Consider the following 17,281-nt stretch of genomic DNA (forward strand, 5'->3'; position numbering starts at 1 on the left):
TGGCGCAGGCACTGACCGATCTGGCCGGGGCCGAGGCACAATCCGCGTTGGGAACCCGGGCGCAGACGGCCCTGCGGCAGGACACCGACGTGGCGGGATTGACCGACACGATCCTCTCGCTGCTGCCGCCCTGCGACCGCGACACATATTGATACGCGCGCGCGCGAGGTTATGTTGAGGCTTCGCGACGAACGGAAGAGACAGATGATCCAGTACACGCTGAAATGCGCCGAGGGGCACCGCTTCGACAGCTGGTTCCAGTCGGCCAGCGCCTATGACAAGCTGCGCCGGGCGGGGCACGTCTCCTGTGCCGTGTGCGGATCGAGCGAGGTGGAAAAGGCGATGATGGCGCCGCGCGTCTCCTCGGGCGAGGCACAGCCGCCCGCCCCCGCCAAGACACCGCTGTCGCAACCCAAGTCCCCGGCCGAGCAGGCGCTGGCCGCGCTCAAGGCCCATGTCGAGAAAAACTCCGATTATGTCGGGCGCGATTTCGCCCGCGAGGCGCGCGCCATGCATGTGGGCGAGACGCCCGAGCGCCCGATCTGGGGCGAGGCCCGCGCCGACGAGGCCAAGGCACTGGCCGAGGAAGGCGTGCCCATCGCGCCCCTGCCCTTCACCCCGTCGCGGCGGAGCAACTGAGCCATGGCGACGGTCCTGATCACCGGCGCGGGCCGCGGCATCGGCGCCGCGCTGGACCGGGCGCTCAGCGCGCGGGGCGACACCGTTCTGGGCACGGCGCGCGACCATCCCGAATACCTGCAACTCGAAGTGACCGACCCGGCCTCGCACCGCGCGCTGGCGACGCAGCTGGAGGGGCGCGCGATCGACACGCTGGTCTGCAATGCCGGCATCTATCCCGACAAGGGCCAGAACCTCGCCGACGGCTTTCCCGCCGAGATGTGGGCGCAGACCTTCGCGGTGAACGTGACGGGCGTGTTCCTGACCGTCCAGGCGCTGTTGCCCAACCTGCAGCTTTCCGACACGCCGCGCATCGCCATCATCGGCTCTCAGATGGGCTCGGATACGCGCGCGCCGGGCGGCAGCTATATCTACCGCGCCTCCAAGGCGGCGGTGCTGAACCTCGGGCGCAACCTCGCCATGGATCTCAAAAACCTCGATATCGCGGTGGGCGTCTACCACCCGGGCTGGGTGCGCACCGACATGGGCGGCGAGACGGCCGAGATCTCGGTCGACGAGGCGGCAGAGGGGCTTGCGGCGCGCTTCGACGCGCTGTCGCTGCAGACTACCGGCTGTTTCGAGACCTGGGACGGGCGCGCACACCCGTTCTGACGCCACACCCGTCCCCCCCCTCTCGCCACCGCTGAGGGCCCGCCCCCGGGGCCCGCAACGGGGACGTTCCTGCAACAGCCCCCGCCCCCGCGTCACTTGCGCCCTTGCGCGCATGTTGCGTGCCGAGTAATGGCGCGACGATCAGACAGGTGAGACTGCCCATGCCCGTTCTCGTGATGAAATTCGGCGGCACTTCGGTCGCCACGCTGGACCGCATCCGCCGTGCCGCCAAGCGCGTCGGCGTCGAGGTGGCCAAGGGCTATGACGTGATCGTCATCGTCTCGGCCATGTCGGGCGAGACCAACAAGCTGGTGGGCTTCGTCGAAGAGACCTCGCCACTGTTCGACGCGCGCGAATACGATGCCGTCGTCTCCTCGGGCGAGAACGTGACCGCCGGGCTGATGGCGCTGACCCTGCAGGAGATGGACGTGCCGGCGCGGTCCTGGCAGGGCTGGCAGGTGCCGGTGCGCACCTCCGATGCCCATGCCAGCGCCCGGATCGAGGAAATCCCGCCCGAGAACATCACCGCCAAGTTCGCCGAGGGCATGAAGGTGGCCGTGGTCGCCGGCTTCCAGGGCATCAGCCCCGAGGGCCGCATCACAACGCTGGGTCGCGGCGGGTCGGACACCACCGCGGTGGCCTTTGCCGCGGCCTTCGGCGCCGAGCGCTGTGACATCTATACCGACGTGGACGGGGTCTACACCACCGACCCGCGGATCTGCGAGAAGGCCCGCAAGCTCGACCGCATCGCCTTCGAAGAGATGCTGGAACTGGCCAGCCTGGGCGCCAAGGTGCTGCAGACCCGCTCGGTCGAACTGGCCATGCGCTACAAGGTGCGGCTGCGGGTGCTGTCGAGTTTCGAGGAACAGTCCGACGAGGCGGGAACGCTCGTCTGCGACGAGGAGGACATCATGGAAAGCAATGTCGTGGCCGGTGTGGCCCATTCCCGCGACGAGGCCAAGATGACGCTCGTGTCGGTCGCCGACCGTCCGGGCATCGCCGCGGCGATCTTCTCGCCGCTGGCCGAGGCCGGCGTGAACGTCGACATGATCGTGCAGAACATCTCGGAAGACGGGCGCACAGACATGACCTTCTCCTGCCCCACCAACCAGGTGGCCCGGGCGGAAAAGGCGCTGGCCGCGGCCCGCGACGAGGGCGTGATCAATTTCGCCGAGGTGCTGGCCGATACCGGCGTGTGCAAGATCTCGGTCGTGGGCATCGGCATGCGCAGCCATGCCGGCGTGGCCGCCAAGATGTTCAAGGTTCTGGCCGACGAGGGCATCAACATCCAGGTCATCACCACCTCCGAGATCAAGATCTCGGTGCTGGTCGAGCGCAAGTACATGGAACTGGCCGTGCAGGCGCTGCACGACGCGTTCGAGCTCGACAAGGCCGGCTGAGACCCAGCACAGAAACGCGGACACGGGCCCGGCACAACCGGGCCGACACGCGCGCGCCGCGCCACCGGGCGGGCGCGCCGGGGATTGTTTCTTTCCCTCGCCCCGCCAACTCGCCTATAGCTGGTGCCCGAGCGCATGAAGGGAGTCGCGGCACGATGCCGACCAACACCGAATCCGAAAGCCGGAAGCTGCTCGGCCGCCTGCGCGACACCATGGCGGAAGAGGCCGCCGGACAGGCGCGGCTCGACAAGATCACCCACCTGACCGCCGATTCCATGGGCACCGAAGTGTGCTCGATCTACCTGTTCCGCGATGCCGAGACGCTGGAGCTCTGCGCCACGCAGGGTCTCAAGGCCGAGGCCGTGCACCAGACCCGCATGCGCCTGGGCGAAGGCCTGGTCGGCCGCGTCGCGCGCACCGGCACGCAGATCAACTCGGCCGATGCCCCGTCCGAGCCGGGCTTTCGCTACATGGCCGAGACCGGCGAGGAGATCTATTCCAGCTTCCTCGGTGTGCCGATCCAGCGGCTGGGCGAGAAGCTGGGCGTGCTGGTCGTGCAGTCCAAGCAGGCCCGGCAATATACCGAGGACGAGGTCTATGCGCTGGAAGTGGTCGCCATGGTGCTGGCCGAGATGGCCGAGCTGGGCGCCTTTGTCGGCGAAGGCGCGGCGCTCAAGGCGCGCCACACCCAGCCCGTCCTGTTCCGCGGCGGCACCGGGCAGGAAGGCGCGGCCATGGGGCAGGTCTGGCTGCACGAGCCGCGCGTGGTGGTCACCAACCTCGTCACCGACGATCCCGAGACCGAACGCCAGCGCCTGAACGAGGCGATCGAGCGTCTGCGCGTCAGCGTCGACCAGATGCTGGCCGGCGCCAATGGCGGCGACAGCGACCAGGTGCAGGTGCTGGAAGCCTACCGCATGTTCGCCAATTCCAAGGGCTGGCTGCGCCGCATGGAAGAGGACATCGCCCGCGGCCTGTCCGCCGAGGCGGCGGTCGAGAAGGAACAGAGCCAGGCCCGCGCCCGCATGGGCCAGGTGACCGACGCCTACCTGCGCGAGCGGCTGCACGATCTCGACGACCTGTCCAACCGGCTGCTGCGCAACCTGACCGGACAGGGCTCCGAGACCGGCTCGGAAATGCCGCCCGACCCGATCCTGATCGCCCGCAATATCGGCCCGGGCGAGCTGCTGGATTATGGCCGCAAGCTCAAGGGCGTGGTGCTCGAAGAGGGCTCGGTCGGCAGCCATGCCGCCATCGTCGCCCGCGCGCTGGCGATCCCGCTTGTGATCCATGCCAGCCGCATCACCGACGAGGCGCTGAACGGCGACCAGATCCTGGTCGATGGCGACCAGGGCATCGTGCACCTGCGCCCCGATGACAGCGTGGCCGCCGCCTTCCGTGACAAGATGGCGATGAAGGCCGAGGCGCAGGAACGCTATGCCTCGATCCGCGACACGCCCTGCACCAGCGCCGACGGGGTGCGCGTCACCCTGACCATGAATGCCGGGCTGATGGCCGACCTGCCCTCGCTCGAAAGCTCGGGCGCCGAGGGCGTGGGCCTCTTCCGGACCGAGTTGCAATTCCTGATCCGCAACAAGATGCCCAAGCGGACCGAGTTGGCGCAGCTTTACGCGCGGGTGCTGGACGCGGCGCAGGGAAAGCGCGTGGTCTTCCGCACGCTGGATATCGGCTCGGACAAGGTCCTGCCCTACATGAAGCCGCAGGACGAGCCGAACCCGGCGCTTGGCTGGCGCGCGATCCGGGTGGCACTGGACCGCCCCGGCGTGATGCGCATGCAGCTGCAGGCGCTGTTCCGCGCCGCCAATGGCCGGCCGCTCTCGATCATGTTCCCCTTCATCGCGCAGTACCAGGAATTCTCGCAGGCGCGCGAGGAGGTCGACAAGGTGCTGGCCCGCGAAAAGCGCCTTGGCCACGCCATCCCCGAGACGCTCGAGGTCGGCACGATGCTGGAGACGCCCAGCCTCGCCTTTGCCTCGCGCAAGTTCTTCGAGGAGGTCGAGTTCATCTCGATCGGGGGCAACGACCTCAAGCAGTTCTTCTTTGCCGCCGACCGCGAGAACGAGCGCGTGCGCCGCCGCTACGACATGCTCAACCTGTCCTTCCTGACCTTCCTCGAAGGCATCGTCGCGCGCTGCGCCGAAAGCGGCACGCGGCTGAGCTTCTGCGGCGAGGATGCCGGCCGCCCGATCGAGGCGCTCTGCCTTGCCGCGATCGGCATCCATTCGCTGTCCATGCGGCCGGCCTCCATCGGCCCGGTGAAAAGCCTGCTGCTGCGCACCCGGCTGGACGAGGTCAAGGCCGTGATCGACGAGGCCCGCGCCCGCGGCGACCAGTCGGTGCGCGAGGCCGTCATGCAGTACCTGCGCGACACCGGCTGAGCGCGAGCGGGCCGTGTCCCGCCTTTCAGATGGAATCACTCAAGGCGGCCGGACAGCCATTGCCCGGCCGAACCGGCCGTCATCGATGACCGGGGCCCGCGGCCCCGGCACATGGGCCGCTGTCAACGGATGGCACCGGCCCGGGCGGCCACGGCACCCAGACCGGCGCGCCGACACCCCACCCTTTCAGTCCATTGATATAAAACGGATTTCCCTGACGGTTATCCGAAAACACGCGCCCCGCGCCCCCTCGGACAGCGGATAACCGGCGCCCGATATTGAGCGCGACAGGGGTCTGGCCGCATCTCTGGATCACCGGTTCGGGCCACGACGCACCGCACCGGGCCAGAGCTTGAACACGCCCCGAAAGGGCACGGACACAAAGGACCAGACCATGAAATTCGCCAGCTTCATCAAATCGGCCTCCATCGTTTCCCTGATCGTCATCGGCGGCACCTCGGTTCAGGCCGGCGGCAACTCGGTCCGCCTCGACCAGTGGGGGCAGGACCACGCGATCGGCGCCTCGCAATACGGCAGCCGCAACCGTCTTAGCGTCGAGCAGAACGGCTATGCCAACACCACGATCAACATGCAGGACGGCCACCGCAACCGCACCGTCGTCGGCCAGCACGGCCGCCACAACGAGGCCTATGGCAACCAGCAGGGCCGCTGCAACGTCATGGGCATCGCCCAGTTCGGCCGCGGCAACCTGGCCGATGTCGACCAGCGCGGCCGCTGCAACGCCATCGGCGTGATCCAGTCGGGCCGCGGCAACACCGCCACGACCACCCAGCACGGCCGCGGCAATGTCACCGTGATCGTGCAGGACTGACCCGGCGCCTTGATGCGTGCCGCCACGCGGCACGCATCCGCCCCGCCTGCCCCACCCCCAGCCAGGAAGACCCCAAATGTCCCATCGCATTCCCACGCTTGCCGGCATCGCTGCCGTGCTGGCCACCCTCGGCGGGCTACAGCTTGGCGCCGCGACCGAGGGCGAGGACCTGCCCCGCTGCGCGCTGCAGATCGACACCGCACAGGGCATGCTGACCGCCCGCGCCGTGGCGCAAAGCCCCGAAGCCCTGTCCGGGCAGTACGACCTGACGCTGACGCGCCGCAATGCCGGCGGCAGCATCGACATGAGCCAGAGCGGCGCGTTCGAACTGCGCCCCGGCGAGACGGCCATCCTGAACGAGGCCGTGCTGAACGGCGACCCGCGCGACCTGAAGGCGCGGCTGACGCTGAAGACCGGCGGGCGCAGCCTGCGCTGCCCCGTGCTCGTGAACGGCACCCCGCAAGAGGAGATCTGATCCATGATCCGCAAGACCATTCTCGCCGCCCTGCTCTCGCTCATTGCCCTGCCGGCGCTGGCCGGCGGCCAGTACACGCTGCATGTCGGCCCGCGCAACGCCAAGGAAGCCGCCCAGATGCGCGCCATCATGCACCTGCATGACCTGCGCAACAGCACCCGCCCCAGCGGCGAGGTGATCCAGCACGGCACCGGCAATGCCGCCGGGCTGTTCCAGACCGGACCCGGACACCAGGCCACGATCGTCCAGCACGGCAAGAACCACGAGGGCAGCATCACCCAGACCGGGCGCAACAATTCCTACGCGCTCTACCAGTTCGGCAAGGGCACCACGGCCCATATCCGCCAGGATGGCGAGGGCCTGACGGGCATGACCATCCAACACGGCTGGTGATATCCCCCCGGCAGCCGCCCCATGCGGCTGCCGGCCCGTGCCGCGTCCGGGGGCCGGCCCGAAACCCAGCCCCCGACCCGGTCGCCCGGAACGATTGCAGAGAGCTGCCTTGAAATGCCCTGACGATTCCTATCCTGTCTGTAGCAAGAGTTCCGCAGGCCCCCGATCCGGAGGCCATGGCGGACAGGGTGATAGGTGAGGGCACGCATGGGCCGTTCCAGTCTGATCGGAGCAATCGGCCTCGGGGTCGCGGGGCTGGCCGTCGCCGGGGCCCTGCTCCTCTGGCCGCAAGGGGATGGCAGCGACGGCACCGCGGCGTTCACCGCCCCCGGGCTCGACCCGATGACGGTCGAGACGGCGCGCGCCAATTTCTTCGACCTGACCCCCGCGCTGCTGCTGGTCGTCTACGAGGCGTTCGCCCGCACCGACGAGGACGAGATCTATGACACGCTGGCCCGCGTCACCGATGGCGAGGCGCTGGAATATCTCTATCTCGAACGGGTCGGCGCCATGGCCGGGGGCGGGCTGGACGAGGCCGACCAGACGATCCACGAGATCAAGCTGCTCAATGCCCAGGTGCGCAACGAGGCCCGGGCGCTGGCCGTCGATGCCTCGTGGCAGGTGATCGGGACCGTGGGCCATGCCGAGCACCTGCATGTCCGCGGCAACACCTACAGCGCCGACCTGACCATCGCGCCGGTCGCGGATGCGTGGAAGATCACCGGCTTCACCCTGCGCGATGTCAACCGGGACGCGGCCGGCGAGACCTTTCTCGCGCCGCAGACGAACTGATGGTCGAGGTCGAGAACCTTGGCTTCGGCTATCGCGGCGGCTTCCGCCTGGCGATCCCGCAGCTGTCGCTGGCCGATGGCGAGAAGCTGGCCATCGTCGGGCCCAGCGGCAGCGGCAAGACCACGCTGCTGAACCTCGTGGCCGGGATCCTCGTGCCCGACAGCGGGCGCATCATCGTCGCGGGCACCGAGGTGACGGGCATGTCGGACGCCCTGCGCCGCCGCTTCCGCGCCAGCCGCATCGGCTTCGTCTTTCAGGATTTCGCGCTGCTCGACTATCTCTCGGCGCGGCAGAACATCCTCTACCCCTACCGCATCACCCCCGCACTTGTGCTGGATGCCGCCGCGCGCGACCGGGCCGAAGCGCTGGCCGAGGCCTGCGGCATCGGCGACAAGCTCGACCGCCACCCCGCCGCGCTCAGCCAGGGCGAACAGCAACGCGTCGCGATCTGCCGGGCGCTGGTCACGCGCCCCCGGCTGGTCCTGTCCGACGAGGCGACGGGCAATCTCGACCCCGACAGCAAGGCGCGCATCCTCGACCTGCTCTTCCGGCAGGCCGAAGAGGCCGGCGCCGCGGTGCTGGCGGTGACCCATGACCACGAGCTGCTGCCGCGCTTCGAACGCGTGCTGGACTTCGCGCAGTACCGGCAGGAGACCCCGGCATGAACGCGCTGTTCCTTGCCTATGCCTATCTGCGCTATCACTGGGCGCGCAGCGCGGTGCTGGTGGTGGTGGCGGCGCTGATCCTCTTCGTGCCGGCCGCGACGCAGATCCTGCTGTCGACCAGCGAACGCGCGCTGGTGGCCCGGGGCGAGGCGACGCCGCTGGTACTGGGCGCGCGCGGCTCCGAGCTCGACCTGACCATGTCGGCGCTTTATTTCTCGGACGAACGGCCCGACCCGATCCGCATGTCCCAGGTCGAGGCGATCTGGGACAGCGGGCTGGCCATGCCCCTGCCGCTGCACACGGCGTTTTCCTCGGGCGGGTTCCGGATCGTTGGCACGACGCTGGACTATTTCGGCTTCCGCGATCTCGAGGTGGCGCAGGGCCGCGGCCTGACCCTGCTGGGCGAGGCGGTGATCGGCGCCGAGGTGGCGCAGGCGCTGGACAAGGGCGTGGGCGACGCGCTGGTCTCGGCGCCCGAGAACCTGTTCGACCTCGACGGGGTCTACCCGCTGGAAATGCCCATCGTGGGCGTGCTGGCGCCCACCAACACCCCCGATGACAACGCGATCTTCGTCGACATCAAGACCGCCTGGGTGATCCAGGGGATCGGCCACGGTCACGAGGACGTGGTCACCGCCGCCGACATCGCCTCGGGCACCGATGCGCTGGCCAATGCGGCCGTGGTGCAATACCAGCGCATCACGCCCGAGAATATCGAGAGCTTCCATTTCCACGGCAGCCAGGACGACTTCCCCGCCTCCTCGGTGATCGTGGTGCCCAATGACACGCGCTCGGGCACCATCCTCAAGGGCCGCTATCTCGACCCCGAAAGCCCGACCCAGCTGGTCGAGCCGGCCGGGGTGATCCGCGGGCTGGTGGACCGGATCTTCCGCATCAAGACATTGCTGGACGTGGTCACGGCCATCATCGCCGTGGCCGCGCTGGCCGCGATCGGTTTGGCGGTCTTTCTCAGCTACCGGCTGCGCGCCGGCGAGATCGCCACCGCCGTCAAGCTGGGCGCGCGGCGCGGGATGGTGCTTCGGCTCTTGGCAGCAGAAACCGTCACGCTACTGTTTGTCGCAGGCGGTTTTGCCATGGCGGGCGCCGTGGTCGTCTCACGGAACGCGGAAAGCTGGGTCGGGTTCCTGCTGGCGCTCGGCTCGTGAACAGGTCTCGGACAAAGGATTTTTGCATGAAACGTCATCTTCTCTCGGCCACGCTGGCCGGCCTCGTCGCCGCCACCCCGGCGCTGGCCCATTACGGCATGATTATTCCCAGCGATCCGATGGTCAGCCAGGAAGACGGGCGCAGCGTCGGGCTGACCATGTCCTTCTCGCACCCGTTCGAGATGGACGGCATGATGCTCGACCGCCCGGTCGCCTTCAGCGTGACCCATGAGGGCGAGACGACCGACCTGCTGGGCAGCCTGCAGGAGGCGACGGTGATGGATGACGCGGGCTTCACGCTGGACTACCCGCTGGAGCGCCCGGGCACCTACATCTTTGCCATGGAGCCCCAGCCCTACTGGGAGCCGGCCGAGGATGCCTTCATCATCCACTACACCAAGACCTACGTGACCGCCTATGGCGATGACGAGGGCTGGGATACCGAGCTGGGCCTCAAGACCGAGATCGTGCCGCTGTCCAAGCCCTTTGGCCTGTGGGAAGGCAATGTCTTCCAGGGAATCGTCAAGATGGATGGCGAAGCCGTGCCCTATGCCGAGGTCGAGGTCGAGTTCCTGAACGACACCGCCGGCGCCACCGCCCCGGACGAGCTGATGATCACCCAGACCGTCAAGGCCGACGAGAACGGCGTCTTCACCTATGCGCCGCCGTCCGAGGGCTGGTGGGGCTTTGCCGCGCTCAACACCGCCGACTACACCCTCCCGCAAGAGGGCGAGGACAAGGCGGTCGAGCTGGGCGCCGTGATCTGGGTGCATTTCGAAGGCTGGACCGGGCAGTGATCCGCGCCGCCGCCCTAGCCGCCCTGCTGTCTGCCGCACCGATCGGTGCGGCAGCCCACCAGCTGGTCGTCTTCGCCTCGGTCGATTGCGAGACCGTGCTGGTCGAGGCGAAATTCTCCTCCGGCCGGGTCGCCCAGCAGGGCGAGGTGCGCGTTCTGGACGGCCAGAACACGCTGCTGACCACGCTGCCGCTGGCCGAAGATGGCACCGCGCGCATCCCGCTCGAGTCGCTGGACTATTCCGGCGGGCTGATGATCGAGGTGGATACCGGCGGGCATGACAATTACTGGATCCTGACCCCCGAGGACATCGCACGCAAATGCGGAAGCTGATCCCGACCACCACCCCGCGCCTGCTGCTTGCGGCGTTTCTTCTCCTGGCCGCCGGGGCCGCGATGGCGCAGGAGCGCGCGCGCATCGTCGCGGTGAACTACCCGCTGGCCTATTTCGCCGAGCGGCTGGCCGGGGACGCGGCCGAGGTGATCTACCCTGTGCCCGAGAGCGTCGACCCGTCCTTCTGGCGCCCCGCCATCGCCGATATCAGCACGGTGCAATCGGCCGACCTGATCCTGCTGAACGGTGCCGGCTTCGCCACGTGGGTGGACCGCGTGTCCCTGCCGCGCTCAAAGCTGGTGAACAGCTCGGACGGGCTGTCGGACCGGTTCATCTCGACCCAGAGCATCACCCACAGCCATGGCGACGGGGGCGAGCATTCGCACGAGGGCACCGCCGCCTATACCTGGCTCGACCCGGACCTGGCCATCGCCCAGGCCGAGGCCGTGGCCCGCGCCATGACGGCCCGTGGCCTCGCGCCCGCGGATGCGGTGCAGGACCGGCTGGACGCGCTGCGCAGTGAGCTGGAGACCCTCGATGCCGCCGCAGGCGATGCGCTGGCCGATGCCGGCACGGTGCCGATGATCGCCACCCATCCGCGCTACCAATATCTTGCGCGCGCCTACGGGCTGGACATCGCGGCGCTGGACTGGGACGCGGGCGCGACGCCCGATGCCGACCAGCTTCAGGCCCTGTCCGACCTCGCCGCCGAACGCGGTGCCCGCATCCTGATCTGGGAGGCCGACCCGGGTGCCGAGGCAATGACCGCCACCGACGAGTTGGGCCTGACCAGCGTGGTCTTCCCGCCGCTGGCCACCCCGCCGGAGGACGGCAGCTATCTCGAGGCCTTCCGCGCAGCCGTCACCGCGCTCGGCACAGCCGCCACCCCCTGACACTGCCCACGGGCTCAGCGGCCCGTGGCATAGACGCTGTTGGCCCAGGTGCCGCCGCAGATCTCGTCGGCCTTGCCGGTGCAGGGCATGTCGCAGGCCTCGGACGAGCCATAGCGGCCATAGTCGTTGTCGCAGAAGCAATGCGACGCGTACTGCGTCCCGGCATAGGCATAGCCCTCTGCCGCACAGGCCGCGATGCAGACCGCCGCGCTCATCGCCGGCCCTTCCATGATGAAGACGCTCAGATCGCGGTCGGCCTCGTCCTTGAAACAGCCCAGGTACTGCCCGGCCGTCGTCGCAGCGGGCGGCGGTGGCGGCGTGGTCGAACCGACAGCGCGCCCCGTGACCCGCAGAAAGCCCTGCCCGCCCGAGCCCGCGTTCTGGCAGATGCGCGGCGGGGTGACCGACAGGCTGTAGCTTCCGGCCGGCAGGGAGCGCCCCAGATCGAAGACCCCCTCGCACCATTCGGGCTGGTGGATGTCGCAGGCGCCGCGCCGGATCTGGCCCACCAGCACCGTGGCGCCGCGCCCATCATGGAAACTGGCCGGGGCGCTCTGCTGGCCCGCCGGCCAGTTGTACCAGGTGACCAGCTGCGACACCTCGGTGCCGGTGGCCAGCGTGAACGCCGCCTGCCCCGTCATCCCACAGGCGCCGCGGTTCCAGTTGTCGACCACCACCCCCTCTGCCACCGGCGCGGGCGCCTTGTAGCGCCATGTAAAATCCTCCGACAGGATCACGGTGCGCCCGTCCGGCGCAGTGGCCTCGAACTCGGCCGCGGCCGGGCCGGCCAGCACAAGGCAGATGCTCAGCAGTGCAACGATCGATCTCATGGAAACCCTCCCTCTCTTGCCGGGGCAAGGATGGCCCGGAGCGGACCGGCAGGGCCTTGATCTGCATCACGCCGGGCGCGGCGCGTGCTAGCGCCGCTTGCGCCGCCCCCCGGCGCTGCGCTTGTGGAATTCCGGCGGGCGCTTGGCGACCCAAGCCAGGAAGCCGGTCATGCGCGGATGGCTGCGCAGCGCCTCGACCGTGTTGACCTCGCGCGCCAGCTCGGCCTCGGTGAAGCGGGCATGGATCTCGTTGTGGCAGATCTGGTGCAGGCGCACGACAGGCCCGCCCTTGCCGCCCTTCAGCTTGGGCACGAGGTGATGCAGGCTCTGCCGGACCCCGGGCGGGATCGGGCGGCCGCAGAGCGGGCAGATCGGGTCGGTCATGTCTTGTGCCTTTCACGGGCTCGGGGCATGACAGTGGCGCACGCCCGCACAGGATCAAGCCCGGCATGAATTTCGACCTCGCCTCGCAGCCCGAGATCATCCAGCGCGGCGCCGCCTACGCGGTGCAGGGCTGGGACATTGCCAAGGGATGGCTGATGTCGCCCGCCGCCTGGTCGCAATTCGGCCTGCTGCTGGCTGCCTTCCTGCTGGCATGGTTGCTGACCCGCCGCCTGCGCCCGGCGATGGAACGCCTGCTGACCCCGCCGGCGGGGCGCAGCTCGCTGCTGGCCACGCTGCGCCGCTTCCTGCTGGTCTTCGTGCCGCTGCTGCTGCCGCTCCTGGCCTTCGCCTTCACCGCGATCGGCGAACAGGCCACGCGCGCGGTGTTCGGCACCGGGGCGGTGATCGCCTTCGGCAAGCGGCTCTTCCTGCTGCTGGCTGCCCGCATCCTCGTGCGCGAGATCGTCACCGACGGCTTTCTCAAGCTGCTGGGCCGGGTGATCCTGCTGCCGGTCATGGCGCTTTACGCGCTGGGGCTTCTGGACGTGGCCACGGCGCGGCTGAACGAGATGACCGTCAGCCTCGGCAATATCGAGTTCACCGTGATGGCGGTGATCCGCGGCGTGATCGCCGGGGCGATCCTGTTCTGGCTGGGGCGCTGGTCCAACGACCAGACCGGAAGCTACATCTCGAAACAGGACCAGATGCGCCCGGCCACGCGGCAACTGGCGGCCAAGGCGGCCGAGTTCACCATCTTCGCCGTCGCCTTCTTCCTGCTGCTCAACATCGTGGGCATCCCGCTGACCTCGCTGGCGGTGCTGTCGGGCGCGATCGGCGTGGGCCTGGGCTTCGGCCTGCAGAAGATCGCGTCGAACTACATCTCGGGCGTGATCCTGCTGCTGGAAGGGCAGGCCACGGTGGGCGATTTCGTCGAGCTGGACAACGGCATGGCCGGCACGATCGTGCAGACCACCGCCCGTGCCATGATCCTCGAGACCTATGACGGGCGCTGGATCGTCGTGCCGAACGAGGATTTCATCACCACCCGCGTGATCAACTATTCCGACCAGGGCTCCACCAACCGCTACGAGGTGCCCTTCTCGGTCAGCTACGACACCGACATCAACCGCGTCCCCCCGATCATCGAGGCCGCGGTCGCGACCCACCCCGACGTGCTGGACGACCCCTTCCCGCCCGATTGCGAGCTGCGCGGCTTCGGCGACTCGGGCGTCGAGTTCGCGGTCGAGTTCTGGGTCGCCGGGATCGATGACGGGCGGCACAAGTACAGCTCGGACGTGGGCTTCCTGATCTGGAACGCGCTGCGCGACAACGGGATCGAGATCCCCTACCCGCACCGCGTGGTCGAGCTGCGCCAGCCCGCCGAGACATGAGCGGCGCGCTGGTGATCGGCGCCGGGCCCGCCGGCCTGATGGCGGCCGATGCGCTCTCGGCGGCGGGCGTGCCGGTGACGCTGGCCGATGCCAAGCCCTCGGTCGCGCGCAAGTTCCTGATGGCCGGCAAATCCGGCCTGAACCTGACCAAGATGGCGCCGTTCGAGCACTTCCTCGCCGCCTATGGCGTGGCGGCCGGGCCGCTGAGGCCCATGCTGCAGGCCTTCGGGCCGGAGGCGGTGCGCGACTGGGCCGAGGGGCTGGGCCAGCCCTGTTTCACCGGCTCGACCGGGCGGCTTTTCCCATGCGCGATGAAGGCCTCGCCCCTGTTGCGGGCATGGCTGGCGCGGCTGGACGCACAGGGCGTGACGCGCCGCACGCGTTGGCGCTGGACCGGCTGGCAGGGTGACGCATCCCTGTTCGACACGCCTGGGGGCCCGGTCCGGCTGACCCCGCAGGTCACCGTGCTGGCCATGGGCGGGGCCAGCTGGGCGCGGCTCGGCTCGGACGGCGCCTGGGCCGGGGCGCTGCGCGACACGGGCCTGCCGGTGACGCCCTTCGCGCCCTCGAATGTCGGGATCGCGGTGGACTGGTCGTCCCATATGGCGCCGCATTTCGGTGCGCCGCTCAAGGGCATGGCGTTCCGCGCCGGGAGCCGCGTGTCGCGCGGCGAGGCGGTGCTCTCGGCGCGCGGGCTCGAGGGCGGCGGGCTCTACCCGCTGGCCCCGGCGCTGCGCGACGGCCATGCGCTGCGCATCGACCTCGCCCCCGATCTCGACACCGCCGCGCTGGCGGCGCGGCTCGACCGGCCGCGCGGCAAGCAGAGCCGGGCCAACATGCTGCGCAAGGCGCTTGGCCTGTCGCCGCAGGCGCGCGCGCTGATGAACGAATGCCTGCGCCCCCTGCCCGACGGCCCGCAGGCGCTGGCCGCGGCGCTCAAGGCGCTGCCGGTGCCGATGACCGGGCTGCGCCCGATGGACGAGGCGATCTCGACCGCCGGCGGTGTGCCCTTCGACGCGCTGGATGCGGGGCTGATGCTGCGCGCCCGCCCCGGCACGTTCTGCGCCGGCGAGATGCTGGACTGGGAGGCGCCCACCGGCGGCTACCTGCTGACCGGCTGCCTTGCCACCGGGCTCTGGGCCGGGCAGCACGCGGCCCGCTGGCTGGCCGCGTCCTAGTCGAAGCGCAGCACGACCCGGTCGGCCTCGGCCACGCGGCCACGCGCGCTCAGCCGGCCCGGATCGACGCCACGGTCGATCATCGCCGCGCGCAGCGCCTCGGCCCGGCGGCGGCTTTGCTGGCGGTTGAGCGCCGGCAGCGCGGCGCTGCCCATCTGCATCTCGATCTCGGCCGACAGATCCGCGAACCGCGTGCAGGCGCGCAGGATCGCCGCCATGCGGGCCAGCGGCCAGACCGCCTCGGGCGCGGGGCTCAGCGCGCCGGGTGCAAAGACCAGTTCGGGCAGCGTCGCACCCGCTGCGTTGCAGCTGTCGCGCGCAGGCGCAAAACCCGGCTCGGGCAACCAGAACCCGTCGACAAAGACCTGCCCCTCATCCCGCAGCACATGGGTGCGCCGCGTGCCCGACAAGGGCGCTACGGCGGCGCGAACGGTGACGCGCTCGGGCAGGTCCGCCGCGACCGGCGCAACCGGCACGCCCAGCGTCAGCTCCAGCGTGGCGCGCAGCGCGCCCGCCTCCAGTACCAGCTCGGCCCGATCCAGCAGCACCAGCCTCGGCGCGATCTCCTTCAGCAGGCGCAGCACGGCCGCGCCGTCGCCGGTGGGCGCCACGCGCACCGTGCCGCGCACGCGCTCCAGCCCCAGCGCCTCGGCCATGGCGCGCAGGGACAGCCCGGCCGGAAGCTTGCCCGTGACCGAGGCGCCCGCGCCCGCATCGTAGCGCAGGGTGAAGCCCGGCGGCGCGCCGTCATCGGCGAGGTCGACAGCCAGTGTCCCGACCCCGTCCAGCGCGCGCCGCGCCGCCTGTCGCGCGGCCGGATCCGCGGCCAGCCCTTCGACCCGCAGGCCGGTCGCGTCACGCTCGAGCACGCCGCGGCGCAGGCGGGTCAGCGCGTCCAGCCCGGCGCCCAGGGGCGCCCCCCAGTCGGCAAGGTCGGGATAGGGCGCATGCTCCAGTGTGACGGCCCCCAGCCCGGCTCCGGCCGCGTTGGCCAGCGCCGCGGGCGCGAAATCGCGCGGCACGCGCCCTTCCCAGGCCAGCGCCTGCCCGTCCCATGTCACGCGCAGCGCCAGCGGACCGCCGGGATCCTCGGGCACCAGCGCGTCATGCAGCGCGTAGCCCGGCGGCAGCGCCGCGCGCAGGTCGGCCAGCTGCGCCTGCACCCCGGCGCCCACCGGCCCGCCGCTAAGCGTCACCGTCCCCGGCGCGACGGACAGGCTGCCGCGCGGCAGCTGGGCAAAGACCGGCACCGCAGCGGCCACGGCCTGAGCAAAGCCGGGGCTGTCCAGCGGCAGGGGCGCGTGGCTCAGTTGCAGGTGCTGCGCCGGGCCCAGCGCGTCCAGCGCGGCCTTGTCGAAGCCGGGCGGCAGCTTGCCCCGGATCTCCAGCCCCAGCCGGTCCGAGCGGGTGACCAGCAGCGCGTAAGGCGTGCCGTCATCCACGGTGTCGAGGCTCAGCTCCGCCGCATAGCCCTCGGGCAGGTCGGCCAGCAGGGCCTGCACGGCGGCGCGGTCGTCCGGCAGATGCACCTGCCCCTCCAGCACCAGCGCCCGGTCGGTCAGCGCAAAGCGCCCCTCCAGCGTGATCGTCAGCGCCTTGGCCGCACGCAGGGCGACCGCGCTCCAGTCGGCATCGGGCACGCCGGCGCCAAGGGGCAGATCGGCCTCGGTGTCCAGCAGAGCCCCAAGCTCCGCCGCCAACCCGGCCTGCGGGACATGGCCCGACAGAGTCACGCCCTCGCTGTCCTTGACACCCGCCAGCACGAAAGGGGCCACCTGCGGCAGGACGGTCCAGTCGGCCACGACCTCCTCGACCCCGTCCAGCGCCTCCAGCGTCTCGACCAGCGCGGCGCCCTCGGCTGCGCTCTCGACCCGGCCCGTCGCGGTGATGGTGCGGCCCTCGACCGCGATCCGCACCGGGTGGCGGGCCTGGTAGACCGCGCCCTCGGCCGCGGCGCGGATGCCGGCGGCGACCAGCGCGTCCTCGTCGGGCACGCGGAACACGCCCAGCCCGACGACCGCGGCGATGATCGCCAGCATGGCCAGGATGTCGCGCATCGCCCCG

General features: G+C 70.1%; 19 protein-coding genes (1 of these 19 running past the window's edge). 16 read left to right on the plus strand and 3 right to left on the minus strand.

The genetic code is table 11. The features are described 5' to 3' along the window. The 14 genes from AVJ23_RS12545 to AVJ23_RS12610 all read left to right on the plus strand — a co-directional run. On the plus strand, positions 1-152 hold the final stretch of the coding sequence (locus tag AVJ23_RS12545; protein WP_058862551.1) for a 3-deoxy-D-manno-octulosonic acid transferase. 1,084 nt of this gene lie to the left of the window's left edge; the window shows 152 of its 1,236 coding nt (coding positions 1,085-1,236); its start codon lies off the left edge, out of view; it ends in the stop codon at positions 150-152. Positions 153-204: 52 nt separating this feature from the next. Beyond that, positions 205-639, plus strand: coding sequence for a DUF1178 family protein (locus AVJ23_RS12550; RefSeq protein WP_058862552.1), 435 nt, complete (start codon positions 205-207; stop codon positions 637-639). 3 nt (positions 640-642) lie between these two features. Beyond that, positions 643-1,290 (plus strand): SDR family NAD(P)-dependent oxidoreductase, encoded by a 648-nt coding sequence (locus AVJ23_RS12555; RefSeq protein WP_058862553.1) that lies wholly within the window; start codon positions 643-645, stop codon positions 1,288-1,290. Positions 1,291-1,451: 161 nt separating this feature from the next. Beyond that, entirely contained in the window at positions 1,452-2,690 is a 1,239-nt protein-coding gene (locus AVJ23_RS12560) for an aspartate kinase (protein ID WP_205626857.1), read from the plus strand. Between the two features lie 155 nt (positions 2,691-2,845). Then, positions 2,846-5,089: a phosphoenolpyruvate--protein phosphotransferase gene (gene ptsP / locus AVJ23_RS12565; RefSeq protein WP_058862554.1), complete on the plus strand. Its 2,244-nt coding sequence runs from the start codon at positions 2,846-2,848 to the stop codon at positions 5,087-5,089. A gap of 394 nt (positions 5,090-5,483) precedes the next feature. Beyond that, positions 5,484-5,921 (plus strand): hypothetical protein, encoded by a 438-nt coding sequence (locus AVJ23_RS12570; RefSeq protein WP_058862555.1) that lies wholly within the window; start codon positions 5,484-5,486, stop codon positions 5,919-5,921. A 76-nt stretch (positions 5,922-5,997) separates the two neighbouring features. Next, positions 5,998-6,396 (plus strand): curli-like amyloid fiber formation chaperone CsgH, encoded by a 399-nt coding sequence (gene csgH, locus AVJ23_RS12575; protein WP_058862556.1) that lies wholly within the window; start codon positions 5,998-6,000, stop codon positions 6,394-6,396. 3 nt (positions 6,397-6,399) lie between these two features. After that, complete coding sequence (locus tag AVJ23_RS12580) at positions 6,400-6,789, plus strand: hypothetical protein (protein WP_058862557.1); 390 nt, start codon at positions 6,400-6,402, stop codon at positions 6,787-6,789. A 207-nt stretch (positions 6,790-6,996) separates the two neighbouring features. Further along, positions 6,997-7,581 (plus strand): hypothetical protein, encoded by a 585-nt coding sequence (locus AVJ23_RS12585; protein ID WP_058862558.1) that lies wholly within the window; start codon positions 6,997-6,999, stop codon positions 7,579-7,581. Next, entirely contained in the window at positions 7,581-8,246 is a 666-nt protein-coding gene (locus AVJ23_RS12590) for an ABC transporter ATP-binding protein (protein ID WP_058862559.1), read from the plus strand. The genes AVJ23_RS12585 and AVJ23_RS12590 overlap by 1 nt, the downstream gene beginning before the upstream one ends. Next, positions 8,243-9,412, plus strand: coding sequence for an ABC transporter permease (locus AVJ23_RS12595; protein ID WP_058862560.1), 1,170 nt, complete (start codon positions 8,243-8,245; stop codon positions 9,410-9,412). Before AVJ23_RS12590 ends, AVJ23_RS12595 begins: the two co-directional genes overlap by 4 nt. Positions 9,413-9,438: 26 nt before the next feature. Next, positions 9,439-10,209 carry a DUF4198 domain-containing protein gene (locus AVJ23_RS12600; RefSeq protein ID WP_058862561.1) on the plus strand — a complete coding sequence of 257 codons (771 nt, stop codon included), beginning with the start codon at positions 9,439-9,441 and terminating at the stop codon, positions 10,207-10,209. Further along, positions 10,206-10,541 (plus strand): hypothetical protein, encoded by a 336-nt coding sequence (locus AVJ23_RS12605; protein ID WP_058862562.1) that lies wholly within the window; start codon positions 10,206-10,208, stop codon positions 10,539-10,541. Before AVJ23_RS12600 ends, AVJ23_RS12605 begins: the two co-directional genes overlap by 4 nt. Next, positions 10,529-11,434, plus strand: a complete 906-nt coding sequence (locus AVJ23_RS12610; protein ID WP_058862563.1) for a metal ABC transporter substrate-binding protein — start codon at positions 10,529-10,531, stop codon at positions 11,432-11,434. Before AVJ23_RS12605 ends, AVJ23_RS12610 begins: the two co-directional genes overlap by 13 nt. Before the next feature lie 14 nt (positions 11,435-11,448). Here AVJ23_RS12610 and AVJ23_RS12615 read toward each other — a convergent pair whose 3' ends face one another. Both AVJ23_RS12615 and AVJ23_RS12620 read right to left on the minus strand, forming a co-directional pair. Then, on the minus strand, positions 11,449-12,264 hold the full coding sequence (locus tag AVJ23_RS12615) for a WSC domain-containing protein (protein ID WP_058862564.1): 816 nt from the start codon (positions 12,262-12,264) through the stop codon (positions 11,449-11,451). An 87-nt stretch (positions 12,265-12,351) separates the two neighbouring features. Then, entirely contained in the window at positions 12,352-12,648 is a 297-nt protein-coding gene (locus AVJ23_RS12620; protein WP_058862565.1) for an HNH endonuclease family protein, read from the minus strand. 65 nt (positions 12,649-12,713) lie between these two features. Between AVJ23_RS12620 and AVJ23_RS12625 the strand changes: the two genes are divergently transcribed. Further along, positions 12,714-14,039 (plus strand): mechanosensitive ion channel family protein, encoded by a 1,326-nt coding sequence (locus AVJ23_RS12625; RefSeq protein ID WP_058862566.1) that lies wholly within the window; start codon positions 12,714-12,716, stop codon positions 14,037-14,039. Further along, the gene (locus tag AVJ23_RS12630) at positions 14,036-15,217 is read left to right on the plus strand and encodes a TIGR03862 family flavoprotein (RefSeq protein ID WP_058862567.1); all 1,182 of its coding nucleotides are present in this window, start codon (positions 14,036-14,038) and stop codon (positions 15,215-15,217) included. The genes AVJ23_RS12625 and AVJ23_RS12630 overlap by 4 nt, the downstream gene beginning before the upstream one ends. Here AVJ23_RS12630 and AVJ23_RS12635 read toward each other — a convergent pair. Further along, positions 15,214-17,274 (minus strand): BON domain-containing protein, encoded by a 2,061-nt coding sequence (locus AVJ23_RS12635; protein WP_058862568.1) that lies wholly within the window; start codon positions 17,272-17,274, stop codon positions 15,214-15,216. The two genes, AVJ23_RS12630 and AVJ23_RS12635, sit on opposite strands and share 4 nt — an antisense overlap. Positions 17,275-17,281 lie beyond the last annotated feature (7 nt).

It is taken from the genome of Pseudoponticoccus marisrubri, assembly GCF_001482405.1.
Taxonomy (GTDB): domain Bacteria; phylum Pseudomonadota; class Alphaproteobacteria; order Rhodobacterales; family Rhodobacteraceae; genus Pseudoponticoccus; species Pseudoponticoccus marisrubri.